The 15,251-nt window shown below is 50.4% G+C and carries 12 protein-coding genes and 1 tRNA gene; all 13 read right to left on the bottom strand.

Annotated elements, in window-relative coordinates:
• Positions 1-15: 15 nt before the first annotated feature.
• The 13 genes from UNDKW_RS01755 to UNDKW_RS01695 all read right to left on the bottom strand — a co-directional run bounded on the left by UNDKW_RS01755 (position 16) and on the right by UNDKW_RS01695 (position 15,184).
• Positions 16-276: a hypothetical protein gene (locus UNDKW_RS01755; protein ID WP_162057342.1), complete on the bottom strand. Its 261-nt coding sequence runs from the start codon at positions 274-276 to the stop codon at positions 16-18.
• Between the two features lie 3 nt (positions 277-279).
• The gene (locus UNDKW_RS01750; protein ID WP_162039465.1) at positions 280-960 is read right to left on the bottom strand and encodes an SPOR domain-containing protein; all 681 of its coding nucleotides are present in this window, start codon (positions 958-960) and stop codon (positions 280-282) included.
• A 16-nt stretch (positions 961-976) separates the two neighbouring features.
• Positions 977-1,771: a type III pantothenate kinase gene (locus UNDKW_RS01745; protein WP_162057341.1), complete on the bottom strand. Its 795-nt coding sequence runs from the start codon at positions 1,769-1,771 to the stop codon at positions 977-979.
• A 44-nt stretch (positions 1,772-1,815) separates the two neighbouring features.
• Positions 1,816-2,625 carry a biotin--[acetyl-CoA-carboxylase] ligase gene (locus UNDKW_RS01740; protein ID WP_162057340.1) on the bottom strand — a complete coding sequence of 270 codons (810 nt, stop codon included), beginning with the start codon at positions 2,623-2,625 and terminating at the stop codon, positions 1,816-1,818.
• 135 nt (positions 2,626-2,760) lie between these two features.
• Entirely contained in the window at positions 2,761-6,993 is a 4,233-nt protein-coding gene (rpoC, locus tag UNDKW_RS01735) for a DNA-directed RNA polymerase subunit beta' (RefSeq protein WP_162057339.1), read from the bottom strand.
• Between the two features lie 223 nt (positions 6,994-7,216).
• Positions 7,217-11,323: a DNA-directed RNA polymerase subunit beta gene (gene rpoB / locus UNDKW_RS01730; RefSeq protein ID WP_162057338.1), complete on the bottom strand. Its 4,107-nt coding sequence runs from the start codon at positions 11,321-11,323 to the stop codon at positions 7,217-7,219.
• Positions 11,324-11,545: 222 nt separating this feature from the next.
• Entirely contained in the window at positions 11,546-11,914 is a 369-nt protein-coding gene (rplL, locus tag UNDKW_RS01725; protein WP_162039460.1) for a 50S ribosomal protein L7/L12, read from the bottom strand.
• 52 nt (positions 11,915-11,966) lie between these two features.
• Positions 11,967-12,503 (bottom strand): 50S ribosomal protein L10, encoded by a 537-nt coding sequence (gene rplJ / locus UNDKW_RS01720; RefSeq protein WP_162039459.1) that lies wholly within the window; start codon positions 12,501-12,503, stop codon positions 11,967-11,969.
• A 300-nt stretch (positions 12,504-12,803) separates the two neighbouring features.
• Positions 12,804-13,496, bottom strand: coding sequence for a 50S ribosomal protein L1 (gene rplA / locus UNDKW_RS01715; protein ID WP_162039458.1), 693 nt, complete (start codon positions 13,494-13,496; stop codon positions 12,804-12,806).
• A complete protein-coding gene (gene rplK / locus UNDKW_RS01710) occupies positions 13,496-13,927 on the bottom strand; it encodes a 50S ribosomal protein L11 (protein ID WP_110258378.1) in 432 nt (143 codons plus the stop codon). Before rplK ends, rplA begins: the two co-directional genes overlap by 1 nt.
• A gap of 168 nt (positions 13,928-14,095) precedes the next feature.
• Entirely contained in the window at positions 14,096-14,689 is a 594-nt protein-coding gene (gene nusG, locus UNDKW_RS01705; RefSeq protein WP_162039457.1) for a transcription termination/antitermination protein NusG, read from the bottom strand.
• Entirely contained in the window at positions 14,689-15,072 is a 384-nt protein-coding gene (gene secE, locus UNDKW_RS01700; RefSeq protein ID WP_162039456.1) for a preprotein translocase subunit SecE, read from the bottom strand. Before secE ends, nusG begins: the two co-directional genes overlap by 1 nt.
• A 36-nt stretch (positions 15,073-15,108) precedes the next feature.
• A tRNA-Trp gene (locus UNDKW_RS01695) sits at positions 15,109-15,184 on the bottom strand.
• Between the last annotated feature and the right edge of the window lie 67 nt (positions 15,185-15,251).

The following is a 15,251-nucleotide window of genomic DNA, read 5'->3' as shown; positions in this document are numbered from 1 at the left end:
CAGTTGCACAAAACATCAATGATCCAGGCCATGCAAACCAACTCCAGTATATTCAGGAACATCGTCCCTGAAGCTGATTTTATGGCTTACATCTGGTTTAGCTAGCGTATAACAAAACAAACTACCCAACAAAGGTAGCAACCAAATCAGGAAAAATTGGAAAGCCTTTTGCGCTGACCCATAATAATCGCTCCGAAGAACACAGTAACTGACATAGAGGTTAATTGCACATACCGTGCATACAAAGAGTATCGTCATCATCTCCAGATTGCTCATGGCTTAACTCCTGCTATACGCCGTTGTCTGGCAATTGCGGTTTTCCTGTGCCGGGAACTCTGCCTTGATGACATCGTACTTGCTCTTTTCTTCCGCACTCATGGCCCTGAACTGGAAGGCAAATTTATTGGTGCTGACCGTGCGCGGGCCTATACGGGCAGAGCGCACGCCTTTATTGCTGAGATTATTCAAATGCAGTTTGGCTGCTTCTTCGGTCTTGAACACGCCCAGCGAAATACCCCAGCGCAGATTGCTCTGGTCTTGCACGATATAGAAATCATTGATGCCCAGGCGGCGTAGCTCACCAGCTTTTTTGTCTGCGCCCTCTTTACTACCCTGTGAAGGGATGAAGACCATGTGGGTGGCGACGTCAACGACATTGATACGGGACTGGCGGTCCCCCATTGCCAGGGACTTTAATTTTTCTTCTATCCTTGGGATGTCGCTTTGCTGGAAGTTACCGACTTCCAGGCAGGCAATGACTTCGGGTTTCTTTTCTGATGCCGGTTCACTTGGCGACACTGCTTCGGCCGCAGTCAGAAGCTTTAACTGGTCGGCGTGATGCTGTTTTTTCAGGCGCTCGGGCTCATGAGTATCGAGGGACCAGTGTCCCAGATAGCCGAGATTAAATGCCAGCAGGAAGGCATTCAGTACGAGCAGGCTCCAGAAAAAGAATCTCAGCATGGTTAAAGTGTCAGTGTTATCGGTCCGGGCTTGATTGTGCCACGACAAACAGCCCCGTCAAGACCAGATTATCTACATATTGGTAAGGAATGCCCAAATGATGCAATAAATACGGGGCAGCACCACCAGAAATCACGCAATTGACGGTCTTTTTCTCTTGCTGCTCCAGGGTATTGAAGGCACGTACTATCGCACCGACCTGAGCACTGATGCAGCCACTGACGATGGCCTGGTCGGTATTATCGGCAAAGACTTTGGCGATCTCTGTTGATTCTGCCACCTGGGGCAATTGTGCGGTATTGCGTGCCAGCGATTCTGCCATCAGTTTAAGGCCAGGCAAGATCATGCCGCCCTTGAATACGCCATCTGTAGTGACAGCATCGACTGTGGTGGCAGTTCCACAAGTGGCGACAATCAGGCTTTGCTGCGGGAACAGGTAATGCGCACCTATCATGGAGGCGAGGCGATCACAACCCAGTTGCGCCGGATTGCGGTAGCCATTATGCAGACCGGCGATATCTTCTTGCGAAGCAAACCAGTCTATTGGCAAACCTGGCTGCACTTCTTGCAGTAAGGCCGTGAGTTTTTCCTTGATGCTGGCACCGGCGACATTGGAAATCAGGGCGCGTGTGAAGCGCATGCCTTGCCAGCAGGTTTTCAAAGTGTCCAGTTCAGCATGGCTGACGGAGGCGATCTGTTGCCACACTGGTGCTGGTGCCGGTCTTGAGACCGATCCCGCTGGCACAGTGTTGATATCTGCCAGCGCCCATTTGATGCGCGTATTGCCTGCATCGATCAATAATTGACTCATGTCTGTTTCACTCTTTTCTTGCTACTCTTTTCTGGCTATTTTTGTCATGCTACTGGCCGTAAAGACACATCACCTGCCAGTACATTGACCTGACCATGTTCAGTCTGTAATACCAGACAGCCATGCAGATCGACACCTAGCGCTTTGCCTGTATGTAAAACCTGGCCGTTATCGAGTATATGCACGGTTTGACCGGCATAGGCATGCAAGGCATTCCAGCGAGGCAAAAAGGCGGAAAAACCTTGCTCGCCAAATTGCTGCAATGCTGCGGCAAGTGCGTTCAGCAATTGCGCGAGTAACAGGTTTCTGTCCATCTGCGCCAGCCAGGGCGCGTCTGCCAGGGCGCGGCCAACTTGCGCCTCCAGCTCATCCGATACTTGCAGGTTCAGGCCTATGCCTGCAACTATCCAGGTACCGCCTTCGCTGGCGGCAGCGGATTCGAGCAGGATGCCTGCGAGCTTTTTACCATCGCGCAAGAGGTCATTTGGCCACTTCAATTGTACATTCTGGTTCAGGGCATTCAGGCACTCAGCCAGGGCAACACCTATCGCCAGCGGCAGGCCCAGCAAATTGTATGGCGCTTGCGGCAAATGCCAGGCGAGGGAAAAAGTCAGCATGCCACCGGGCACGGTCAACCATGGGCGACCTGCCCTGCCGCGCCCTGCTGTCTGATGCACAGCTACCCGCAGCACCGGGCGCGCCGGTGTCGATGCGCCCGCAGACAGGCGCGCCATCAGGTCGGCATTGGTGGAGCCGGTTTCTGCGACGACTTCTATATCAACTTCGCGGGCTGCGCCATCACAGAGTTTTTCTATGGCGGCAGCATTGAGTTCCAGGTTTTTATTCTCTTGCATAATCTGTCTATGGTTAGCAGCCGTATTGTACTGCTGCATGAACAAATGTTCAGGCCAAAAAAAACGGCACCTTATACAGGTGCCGTTCTTTACTACATCAACATCTTGATAGTGCTGTATTGCTGCGGTGATTGCTTATGCTTCGCCGCCATCCACCACATCAGTTGTTGTTACTTCTGGTATCGGCGCAAATGCTGCTTTTTCTGCTTCCAGCAAGGCTACGCGTTCATCTGCTTCCCAGGTTTCTTTCAACTTGCGGGCTCGGTGGAATGCCAGACCTGTACCAGCAGGTATCAATCGACCAACGATGACGTTTTCTTTCAAGCCACGCAGACCGTCTTTTTTGCCCATGATCGCAGCTTCGGTCAGAACACGTGTGGTTTCCTGGAAGGACGCCGCAGAGATGAAGGAATCGGTGGACAAGGATGCCTTGGTAATACCCAGCAAGATATTTTCATACGTTGCAGGAATACCGTTGGCAGCAATGACGCGATCGTTTTCATCGAGCAATTCAGAACGTTCTACCTGTTCACCGACGATGTAGTTGGCATCGCCTGGATTCACCACGACAACACGGCGCAACATCTGACGCACGATCACTTCAATGTGCTTGTCATTGATCTTAACGCCTTGCAAACGGTACACGTCCTGAACTTCATCAACGATGTAACGTGCCAGCGCTTCGATACCCAACAAACGCAGGATGTCTTGTGGATCAGCTGGGCCGTCAACAATCATCTCACCCTTGTTCACCACTTGGCCGTCATGCACCAGGACTTGTTTGTCCTTGGTGATCAGGAACTCGTGTTTCTCGCCATCCATGTCTGTGATTTCCAGACGTTGCTTACCTTTGGTTTCTTTACCAAACGCAACCGTACCTGTTACCTCTGCCAGCATACCGGCATCTTTTGGTGAACGGGCTTCGAACAACTCGGCAACGCGTGGCAGACCACCGGTAATATCACGGGTTTTTTGTGATTCTGTCGGGATACGCGCCAGAACTTCACCCACGTGTACTTGCTGACCGTCTTTGACGGTAATCAGCGCACCCACCTGGAAGCCGATCGTTACTGCGTGTTCTGTACCAGCGATCTTGACTTCTTCGCCTTGTTCATTCAACAGCTTGACTTGTGGACGCAGAGTTTTACCCGCTGCGCTACCACGGCGTTTCGCATCGATCGCCACCAGCGTGGACAGACCTGTCACTTCATCAACCTGTTTGGCAACAGTCACGCCTTCTTCGACGTTTTCGAATTTCACCGTACCGGTGTATTCGGTAATGATAGGACGGGTCAATGGATCCCACGTTGCCAATGCTGTACCAGCCTTGATGACCAGACCGTCTTTAACGATCAGGGTTGCACCGTAAGGTACTTTATGACGTTCACGTTCACGACCGTGGTCATCAGTAATCAGCACTTCGCCAGAACGGGAAATAACGATCTGGTCGCCTTTACCGTTAGTGACATAACGCATGGTCGCTGTGAAGCGGATCGTACCGTTGGACTTGGCTTCAACAGAAGAGGCAATCGCTGCACGGGATGCCGCACCACCAATGTGGAAGGTACGCATCGTCAACTGTGTACCTGGTTCACCGATGGACTGCGCAGCGATAACACCAACTGCTTCACCAGCATTGACCAGAGAACCACGACCCAGGTCACGGCCATAGCACATTGCGCACAGACCGTAACGTGTGTCACATGTCAGTGGTGTACGTACCTTGACTTCATCGATGCCCAGGGCTTCGATGCGTTCTACCGATGTTTCATCCAGCAGAGTGCCAGCTTCGTACAGTGTTTCCTGTGTTTCAGGATTGACGATGTCGTTGGCGCAAACACGGCCCAAAATCAGGTCGCGCAAAGGCACGTTAACTTCACCGCCTTCAACGATGGCCTTCATGGACGAACCATTGGCTGTACCGCAGTCATCTTCAACCACGACCAGATCCTGGGTAACGTCAACCAGACGGCGTGTCAGGTAACCGGAGTTAGCTGTTTTCAACGCCGTATCGGCCAGACCTTTACGCGCACCGTGAGTGGAAATAAAGTACTGCAAAACGTTCAGACCTTCGCGGAAGTTCGCGGTGATCGGCGTTTCGATAATCGAGCCATCCGGTTTCGCCATCAGACCACGCATACCTGCCAACTGACGAATCTGGGCTGCAGAACCACGCGCACCGGAGTCGGCCATCATGTAAATGGCGTTGAAAGATTCTTGTGTACCGACAGAGCCGTCGCGGCGTGTGACTGGTTCAACTTTGAGTTGTTCCATCATGGCCTTGCCGACTTCATCACCAGTTTTGCCCCAGATATCGACCACTTTGTTGTAGCGCTCGCCCGCTGTCACCAGACCGGAAGCATATTGCTGTTCGATCTGTTTGACTTCGTGTTCTGCTGCTGCCAACAAAGTCACTTTTTGCGGTGGAACCAACATGTCATCGATGCAGATGGAGATACCGGCGCGTGTCGCCAGGCGGAAACCCATTTGCATCAATTGATCAGCAAACACCACCGTTGCACGCAGACCGCACTTGCGGAATGAGGTATCGATGAGTTTGGAAATTTCTTTTTTCTTCAGCGCACGGTTCAGTACGGTGAATGGCAAACCTTTAGGCAGAATCTCGGACAAGATCGCACGGCCAACAGTCGTTTCATAACGCTTGATGGTTTTAACGAATTCGCCAGTTTCAGCGTTCTTAGGGTATTCAGTAATACGGACTGTGATACGTGTGCTCAGTTCGACTTCCTTGTTGTCCCAGGCGCGGATCGCTTCTGAAACGTCAGGGAACATCATGCCTTCGCCCTTGCCGTTGATTTTTTCACGGGAAGCGTAGTACAGACCCAACACGATATCCTGGGAAGGAACGATAGACGGTTCACCATTGGATGGGAACAGAATATTGTTGGATGCCAGCATCAAAGTGCGTGCTTCCATCTGTGCTTCGATAGACAGAGGAACGTGGACCGCCATTTGGTCACCGTCAAAGTCGGCATTGAAAGCCGCGCAGACGAGTGGATGCAACTGGATCGCTTTACCTTCAATCAGGACTGGCTCAAAGGCCTGGATACCCAGACGGTGCAGCGTAGGCGCACGGTTCAGCATGATAGGATGTTCGCGGATAACTTCTTCCAGGATATCCCATACGACTGGTTCTTGTATCTCTACCAGTTTTTTCGCTGCCTTGATGGTCGTTGCCAGACCCATCAATTCCAGTTTATTGAAAATGAAAGGTTTGAACAGTTCCAGCGCCATCAATTTTGGCAAGCCGCACTGATGCAATTTCAGTTGTGGACCAACCACGATAACGGAACGGCCAGAGTAATCGACGCGCTTACCCAGCAAGTTTTGACGGAAACGACCGCCCTTACCCTTGATCATTTCTGCCAGGGATTTCAGAGGACGCTTGTTGGCGCCTGTCATTGCCTTACCGCGACGGCCGTTATCGAGCAGGGAATCGACGGCTTCCTGCAACATACGCTTTTCATTGCGTGTGATGATTTCAGGAGCGCGCAATTCCATCAGACGCTTCAGGCGGTTGTTACGGTTGATAACGCGGCGATACAGGTCATTCAGATCGGAAGTCGCGAAACGGCCACCATCCAGCGGGACCAATGGACGCAGTTCTGGCGGCAGGACCGGCAGCACTTCCATGATCATCCAGTCTGGCTTGATGCCTGAGCGCTGGAATGCTTCCAGTACTTTCAGACGTTTTGCGTATTTCTTGATCTTGGCTTCAGATTTGGATTCTTTCAACTCTGTGCGCAGGGTTTCTGCATCACGGTCGATGTCGATGGAGCGCAGCAATTCACGGATACCTTCAGCACCCATGAATGCAGTGAATTCATCGCCGTATTCTTCATACTTGGCAGCGAAATCATCTTCAGACATGATCTGGCATTTTTTCAGCGGTGTCATGCCTGGATCGGTAACGACATATGCTTCAAAATACAGAACGCGTTCGATATCGCGCAAAGTCATGTCCAATACCATACCCAGACGGGATGGCAGGGATTTCAGGAACCAGATATGCGCAGTTGGGGAAGCCAGCTCGATATGGCCCATGCGCTCACGACGCACTTTGGCCAGGGTCACTTCAACGCCACATTTTTCGCAGATCACGCCACGGTGTTTCAGGCGTTTGTACTTGCCGCACAGGCATTCGTAATCCTTGATAGGACCAAAAATCTTGGCGCAAAACAGGCCATCACGCTCTGGCTTGAAAGTACGATAGTTGATGGTTTCCGGCTTTTTAACTTCGCCGTAGGACCAGGAACGAATTTTTTCAGGAGACGCCAGACCAATCTTGATCGCGTCGAATTGTTCGTTAGGTTGGACTTGCTTGAATAGATCGAGCAGAGCTTTCATGTGTATCACTCCAGTGAAGCGCGCAAACGCTAGTTGGCTCAATGGTGCTGCAACAGAAGCTTCGCCGCTTTTACCCTGTTCGCATGAGCGGGAGAGCCAGGTCTTGCGACACAGGTTCCGCTGATACCGGGAACGACATTACTTCCAAACTGCTTGCCAGGTTTAACGGCCATCGCCCGGACGTTATCCGGGCGATGACTTTACTGCACAATTACTAAACTTCTTAACTACGTTCGAGATCGATATCGATACCCAAAGAGCGGATTTCCTTGACCAGAACGTTGAAGGACTCTGGCATGCCGGCGTCGATCACGTGATCGCCCTTGACCAGGTTTTCATACACTTTGGTACGGCCATTCACGTCATCTGACTTGACTGTCAACATCTCTTGCAAGACGTAAGACGCGCCGTATGCTTCCAGTGCCCAGACTTCCATCTCACCGAAACGCTGACCACCGAACTGCGCTTTACCGCCCAGAGGTTGTTGCGTGACCAGAGAGTAAGGACCGGTCGAACGTGCGTGCATCTTGTCATCAACCAGATGGTGCAATTTCAGTACGTGCATGTAGCCCAGTGTGACTTTACGCTCGAACGCTTCACCGGTACGGCCATCAAACAGGGTGACCTGGTTTTTCGATGGTGTCATACCCAGTTGTGCGGCGATATGGTCAGGGAAGGCCAGATCCAGCATGCGGCGGATTTCGCTTTCATGCGCACCGTCAAACACTGGTGTAGCAAATGGCACGCCATTTTTCAGGTTGTTCGTCAATTCCAGGATCTCGGCATCGGAGAAACTGTCGATGTCTTCCTTCTTGCCAGATTCGTTATAAATCTTCTTCAGGAATTCACGCAGTTCTTCTACCTTGGCTTTGGCTTTCAGCATTTCGCCTATGCGCAAGCCCAGGCCTTTAGCTGCCCAGCCCAAATGCACTTCCAGAACCTGACCAACGTTCATACGTGATGGAACACCCAATGGGTTCAACACGATGTCTGCCGGTGTACCGTCAGCCATGTAAGGCATGTCTTCGATAGGCACGATACGGGAAACCACACCCTTGTTACCGTGACGACCCGCCATCTTGTCACCAGGTTGCAGGCGACGTTTAACAGCCAGGTAAACCTTGACCATTTTTTGTACGCCTGGCGGCAATTCATCGCCTTGCGTCAGCTTGGTACGTTTTTCTTCAAAAGCCAGATCGAACTGATGACGTTTTTCAGCGATGGAATCTTTCATCGCGACCAGTGCATTGGCTGCTTCATCAGATGCCAGGCGAATGTCGAACCAGTGGTATTTATCCACGCTTGCCAGGTATTCCCTGGTGATCTTGGTGCCTTTAGCCAGCTTGGCCGGGCCGCCGTCAGCAATCTTGCCATCCAGCATACGTTCCAGACGCTCAAATGCATCGCCTTCAACAATACGCAACTGATCGTTCAGATCGAGGCGATAACGCTTCAATTCATCATCGATAATCTGTTGCGCACGTTTGTCGCGTTGTATGCCTTCGCGGGTGAATACTTGTACGTCGATAACTGTACCTACCATGCCGGAAGGCACGCGCAGGGATGTATCTTTAACGTCAGAAGCTTTTTCACCGAAAATGGCGCGCAGCAGTTTTTCTTCTGGTGTCAGTTGAGTTTCACCTTTTGGTGTCACTTTACCGACCAGGGTATCACCGGCTGTTACTTCAGCACCGATGTAGACGATTCCGGATTCATCCAGACGTGCCAGCTGGTTTTCTGCCAGATTGGAAATATCACGTGTGATTTCTTCCGCACCCAGTTTGGTATCACGGGCAACAACCGACAACTCTTCGATATGGATCGAGGTATAACGGTCATCAGCCACAACTTTTTCAGAGATCAGGATCGAATCTTCGAAGTTATAACCATTCCAAGGCATGAACGCGACCAGCATGTTCTGACCCAGGGCCAATTCGCCCAGATCTGTCGATGCGCCGTCGGCCAATACGTCACCTTTGGCAACCAGATCGCCAACTTTGACGATAGGACGTTGGTTGATATTGGTGTTCTGGTTGGAACGGGTGTATTTGATGAGGTTGTAGATATCCACACCGACTTCACCTGCCTGTGCTTCAGCATCATTCACACGAATAACGATACGGCCTGCATCGATGTAATCAACCTTACCGCCACGCAGTGCCTGTACGGTTGTACCGGAGTCAACTGCCACAGTACGTTCGATACCTGTACCAACGAATGCTTTCTCTGGACGCAAGCAAGGAACGGCTTGACGTTGCATGTTGGCACCCATCAACGCACGGTTCGCATCATCGTGTTCGAGGAACGGGATCAGGGATGCCGCAACAGAAACCACCTGACCAGTAGCCACGTCCATGTACTGGATACGCTCTGGGGATACCAGGATCGTTTCGCCAGCTTCACGGGCAGAGACCAGTTCATCGATCAGTTTGCCTTCGCCGTCGATCGTCGCATTCGCCTGAGCGATGATGTAACGACCTTCTTCAATCGCAGACAGGTAGTCGATCTGGGACGTGATTTTGCTGTCAACCACTTTACGGTATGGTGTTTCCAGGAAACCGTATTCGTTCAGACGCGCATACAGAGCCAGCGAGTTGATCAGACCAATGTTTGGTCCCTCTGGTGTCTCAATCGGGCAGACGCGGCCATAGTGGGTTGGATGAACGTCGCGGACTTCAAAGCCAGCGCGCTCACGTGTCAAACCACCAGGTCCCAGGGCGGAAATACGACGTTTGTGCGTGATTTCTGACAATGGGTTGGTCTGATCCATAAACTGGGACAATTGTGAAGAACCGAAGAACTCACGGATCGCAGCAGAGATAGGCTTGGAGTTGATCAGGTCATGCGGCATCAGGTTGTCGGCTTCAGCCTGCCCCAGACGCTCTTTGACAGCACGTTCAACACGTACCAGACCAGCACGGAACTGGTTCTCAGCCAATTCACCAACGCAACGTACGCGACGGTTACCCAAGTGATCGATATCATCGACTTCGCCTCGGCCATTGCGCAGCTCAACCAAAATCTTGATCACGGCCAATACGTCTTCGTTCGACAAAGTCATGGCGCCAGTCAGTTCATCACGGCCGATACGGCGGTTGAACTTCATGCGGCCGACTGCGGACAGATCGTAACGGTCTTCGCTGTAGAACAAGCCATTGAACAGGGCTTCAACAGAATCTTCTGTTGGTGGTTCGCCAGGACGCATCATGCGGTAGATGGCAACGCGGGCAGCCATCTGGTCAGCTGTATCATCAGCACGCAGAGTCTGGGAAATGTAAGCACCCTGATCCAGGTCATTGGTGTACAAAGTCTGGATATCATTGACTTTGGCGTCGCGCAAACGACCCAGCAATTCTTCGGTCAGCTCATCATTGGCATTGGCGATAACTTCACCAGTGTCTGCATCAACGATGTTCTTGGCCAGGACGCGACCCAGCAGGTAATCTTCAGGCACGGAAATGTGCTTGATGCCACCGGCTTCGATTTCACGTACATGCTTGGCATTGATACGCTTGTCCTTGGCAACGATGACTTTGCCGGATTTGTCGCTGATGTCAAAACGGGCAACTTCACCACGCAGACGTTCTGCAACGAATTCCATTTCTGCACCATCACTGTGCAGGTTGAAATTATCGAAGACAAAGAAGTTAGCCAGGATCTGTTCATTGCTCATGCCTATGGCGCGCAGCAGGATAGTGACTGGCATCTTGCGACGACGGTCAATACGGAAGAACAGGATATCTTTAGGATCGAATTCGAAATCCAGCCATGAACCACGGTAAGGAATAATCCTTGCCGAGAACAGCAATTTACCGGAAGAATGTGTCTTGCCGCGGTCATGTTCAAAGAACACGCCAGGGGAACGGTGCAACTGGGACACGATAACGCGCTCAGTACCGTTGATAACAAAAGAACCAGTGGTCGTCATCAAAGGCAATTCGCCCATGTAGACTTCCTGTTCTTTCATTTCTTTGACAACCGGCTTGGTTGGTGATTCCTTGTCCAGAATGACCAGGCGGACTTTTGCACGCAAAGGCGAAGCATAAGTCAGGCCACGCAATTGACATTCCTTGACGTCGAACGCAGGATCGCCTAAAACGTAGGACAGGAATTCAAGACGTGCGAAGCCATTGTGCGAAACAATAGGGAAAATCGAGGTGAAGGCAGACTGCAAGCCCTCGTTTTTACGAGTTGGCGGTGTTCTGTCTTCTTGTAAGAAGCTCTGGTACGACTCGATTTGAGTCGCCAGCAAGAACGGAACGTTGTGGACGTTGGCGCGCTTCGCAAAAGATTTACGAATACGCTTCTTCTCAGTAAATGAGTAGTGCATGGACACTCCGTGAGTGGCAAGGAAGGATAGAGAATTCAGGATTTTTGTCACAAAAATAAAACATAGCAACTCTGCGACAAAAAAACCTCAAGTCTCAACCCTCGGTCTTAATAAACAGCTAAACAACCCTGAACGACAAAGAAGCCAAAGAGGAACCCTCTCTTCCAAGAGGATTCCTGTCTTTGACTTGGGCAAATCCGGAGATTTGCCATAATACCTGAATTACTTGAGGTCTGCTTTCGCGCCTGCTTCTTCCAGTTTTTTCTTAGCTGCTTCAGCATCAGCTTTAGCTACGCCTTCTTTAACTGCTTTTGGTGCGCCATCAACCAGGTCTTTAGCTTCTTTCAAGCCCAGACCAGTGATTTCGCGAACTGCTTTAATGACGCCAACTTTGTTTGCGCCAACTTCAGACAGAATTACGTTGAATTCTGTTTGTTCTTCAACTGCTGCTGCTGGACCTGCTGCTGCTGGGCCTGCTACTGCGGCTGCGGAAACACCAAATTTTTCTTCGAAAGCTTTTACCAGGTCGTTCAGGTCCATTACGGACATCGCGCCTACGGCTTCCAGGATATCGTCTTTGCTAATTGCCATTTGAAACTCCAATTAATTAATTACATTGATACGGTATTTGACGGAAACAATCTTATTCTGCTACGGCTTCAGCGGCTTCAGCCACTGGTGCTGCAGGAGAACCGGATTCTTTCTGTGCTGCGACGGCTGCCAGAGCACGTGCGAAAGCAGATACAGGAGCCTGCATCATGCCAACCACTTGCGCCAACAATACTTCACGGCTAGGAATGCTTGCCAATGCGACAACGCCAGCTTTATCCAGCGATTTGCCTGCATAGTTACCCGCTTTAACAACCAGTTTGTCATTGCTTTTTGCAAAGTCTTGAACAACTTTAGCAGCAGCAACAGCATCTTCCGAGATTGCATAAATCAACGGACCAGTCATTTCAGAAGCGAGACTTGCAAATGCAGTTCCCTCAACAGCGCGACGTGCCAATGTGTTTTTCAACACACGCATGTATACGCCTTGAGCGCGTGCGCTAGCACGCAATTGCGTCAAATGACCGACCTGGATGCCACGATATTCGGCCACGACGATAGTCTGTGCAGTTGCTACTTTTGCAGAGACTTCAGCGACGACGGCTTTTTTGTCATTCAGATTGAGACTCACGGTCAACCTCCATTAATGATATTCAGTCCATACACCGGAATGATGTACTTCCCTCATATCGTTTCGAACACGGCGTCCGAAGTTAGGAGTTTCACTGGGGGACCAGTAATCACTACAAAACTTGTTCGGGTACACCATCTGCGTTGGGATCTGTTGATTGCTCTTCAGATATTAACCTCATGTCTGGCAAACTACGCTTACACACTTGGCCCAACGGTCTTTGACACTCTGGATGTTTGTTCAAAACATCCAGCCCAAAGATGCGCCCTGCATCAAAGGATGCAGGGACTTAATTCTTGCTTAGCCCAGATTGGCGTGATCTACGCGCACACCTGCACCCATAGTGGATGAGATGGATACTTTACGCAGATAAACACCTTTGCTGGATGCTGGTTTTGCTTTGTTCAAAGCATCGATCAGTGCAACCAGGTTGGACTTCAGGTCACCATCAGCAAAAGACTTACGGCCGATTGTTGTGTGGATGATACCTGCTTTGTCTGTACGGTATTGAACTTGACCAGCTTTTGCATTTTTAACTGCAGTAGCTACGTCAGGAGTCACTGTACCAACTTTAGGATTAGGCATCAGGCCACGTGGACCCAAAACTTGACCCAGGGTACCAACGATACGCATAGTGTCTGGAGAAGCGATAACAACGTCAAATGGCATATCGCCAGCTTTAACGCGTTCAGCCAAGTCTTCCATACCTACGATATCAGCACCGGCAGCTTTCGCTTCTTCTGCTTTTGCACCCTGTGCAAATACAGCTACGCGTACTGTCTTGCCTGTACCAGCTGGCAATACCACTGCGCCACGAACAACCTGGTCAGATTTCTTAGGATCAACGCCCAGTTGTACGGATACGTCGATGGATTCGTTGAATTTTGCTGTTGCGCATTCTTTGATCAAGGCGATAGCATTGTCAAATGGATACACTTTCAGACGGTCAACTTTCGTTGCCAGCAATTTTGCTTTTTTAGTTAACTTAGCCATTACAGACCCTCCACCGTGATGCCCATGGAACGAGCAGAACCAGCGATAGTACGCACTGCTGCGTCCATATCAGCTGCTGTCAAATCAGCGCGTTTAACTGTCGCGATTTCTTCAGCTTGCTGGCGAGTAATTTTGCCAACTTTGTCTGTATGCGGTTTGGAAGAACCTTTAGTGATGCCAGCTGCTTTTTTGATCATGTAAGTTGCTGGAGGAGTCTTCATCACGAATGTGAAAGACTTGTCAGCAAATGCAGTGATCACGACAGGGATAGGCATGCCTGGTTCCATACCTTGGGTCTGCGCGTTGAACGCTTTGCAGAATTCCATGATATTCAGACCACGTTGACCCAGAGCTGGACCGATAGGTGGGGATGGGTTTGCTTTACCAGCTGGCACTTGCAGCTTGATAAAACCAATGATTTTCTTTGCCATGTTTGGCTCCTTCAAAAAATGAGTAGTAGCGCCTGCCGGTATCTTTTCACACCAGCAGGCTCCTCCGCCTGCCGAGAATTGTCTGTATTACGCTTGTAGTACTACAGCCAACGCTCTAACCAGTTTCAACAAATTGCTTTGTTACGTACTGGTCAAACGTGAATCCTGTTAAACCTTTTCGACCTGGGAGAATTCCAGCTCTACTGGTGTAGCGCGACCGAAAATAGTCACTGTCACGCGTACCTTGGACTTTTCATAATTGACTTCTTCAACATTACCGTTAAAGTCAGTGAAAGGACCATCCTTGATGCGGACTATCTCGCCCACTTCGTACAAGACCTTAGGTCTTGGTTTTTCTACGCCATCCTGCATTTGCTGCAAGATCTTGTCGACTTCGTGTTGCGGTATTGGAGACGGCTTGTTTGATTTTCCGCCGATAAAACCGGTTACCTTGCTGGTGTTTTTCACCAGATGCCAGGTATCATCAGTCATTTCCATCTCTACGAATACATAGCTGGGGAACAAGCGACGCTCAGTGACGACTTTCTTGCCATTCTTTGGCTCTATCACTTCTTCGGTCGGAACCAGAATCTGACCGAATTTATCTTGCATCTCTGCGCGCTCTATACGCTCCACCAATGCACGTTGCACGCTCTTTTCCATACCGGAATAAGCATGCACGGCGTACCATCTTTTAGCACTTTTAGGCACAGACACCGTTGGCGCTGTACCTTCTTCGTTTTCCTGAATGTTCTCACTCATTATTTTTTCCATCCGAGGATTACGTCATACAACACAAATCCGATCAACTGATCGGTACCCCACAGGAAAATCGCCATCACCAGAACAAAGCCGAATACGACGGCTGTGATCTGCCCCGCTTCTTTACGGGTAGGCCAGACAACTTTTTTAGTTTCGCGCACAGCTTCTTTTGCAAAGCTGACGAAATCGCGACCCATTTCAGAAGTTGCGATAAATCCAACAGCAACCAACAAACCCACTACCAAAGCGATGGCACGTATCCACGTTGCCTGTCCAGCGAGAATATAAAAAGCAGCAACACCGGCAACTGCAGCCACTACCGCCAGAATGACTTTGTACTTGTCATTGGATGTACTAACTGTTTGAACGGGATGATTAGACATACTTTATTTACTTTCGGTGGCCTGCGGCCTTGATGGTGGCAGGGGCGGAGGGAATCGAACCCGCGACCTTCGGTTTTGGAGACCGACGCTCTGCCAATTGAGCTACACCCCTACATCTTGACATTTGCTACAAGCATTGCCTGAGCGAATCAGGCAATGCTTGTATTTTACTACTTATT

Source organism: Undibacterium sp. KW1 (assembly GCF_009937955.1).
In the GTDB taxonomy this organism is placed as follows: Bacteria; Pseudomonadota; Gammaproteobacteria; order Burkholderiales; family Burkholderiaceae_D; genus Undibacterium.
The sequence above is the reverse complement of the archived record's forward strand: the minus strand, read 5'-3'. Positions and strand labels throughout refer to the sequence as shown.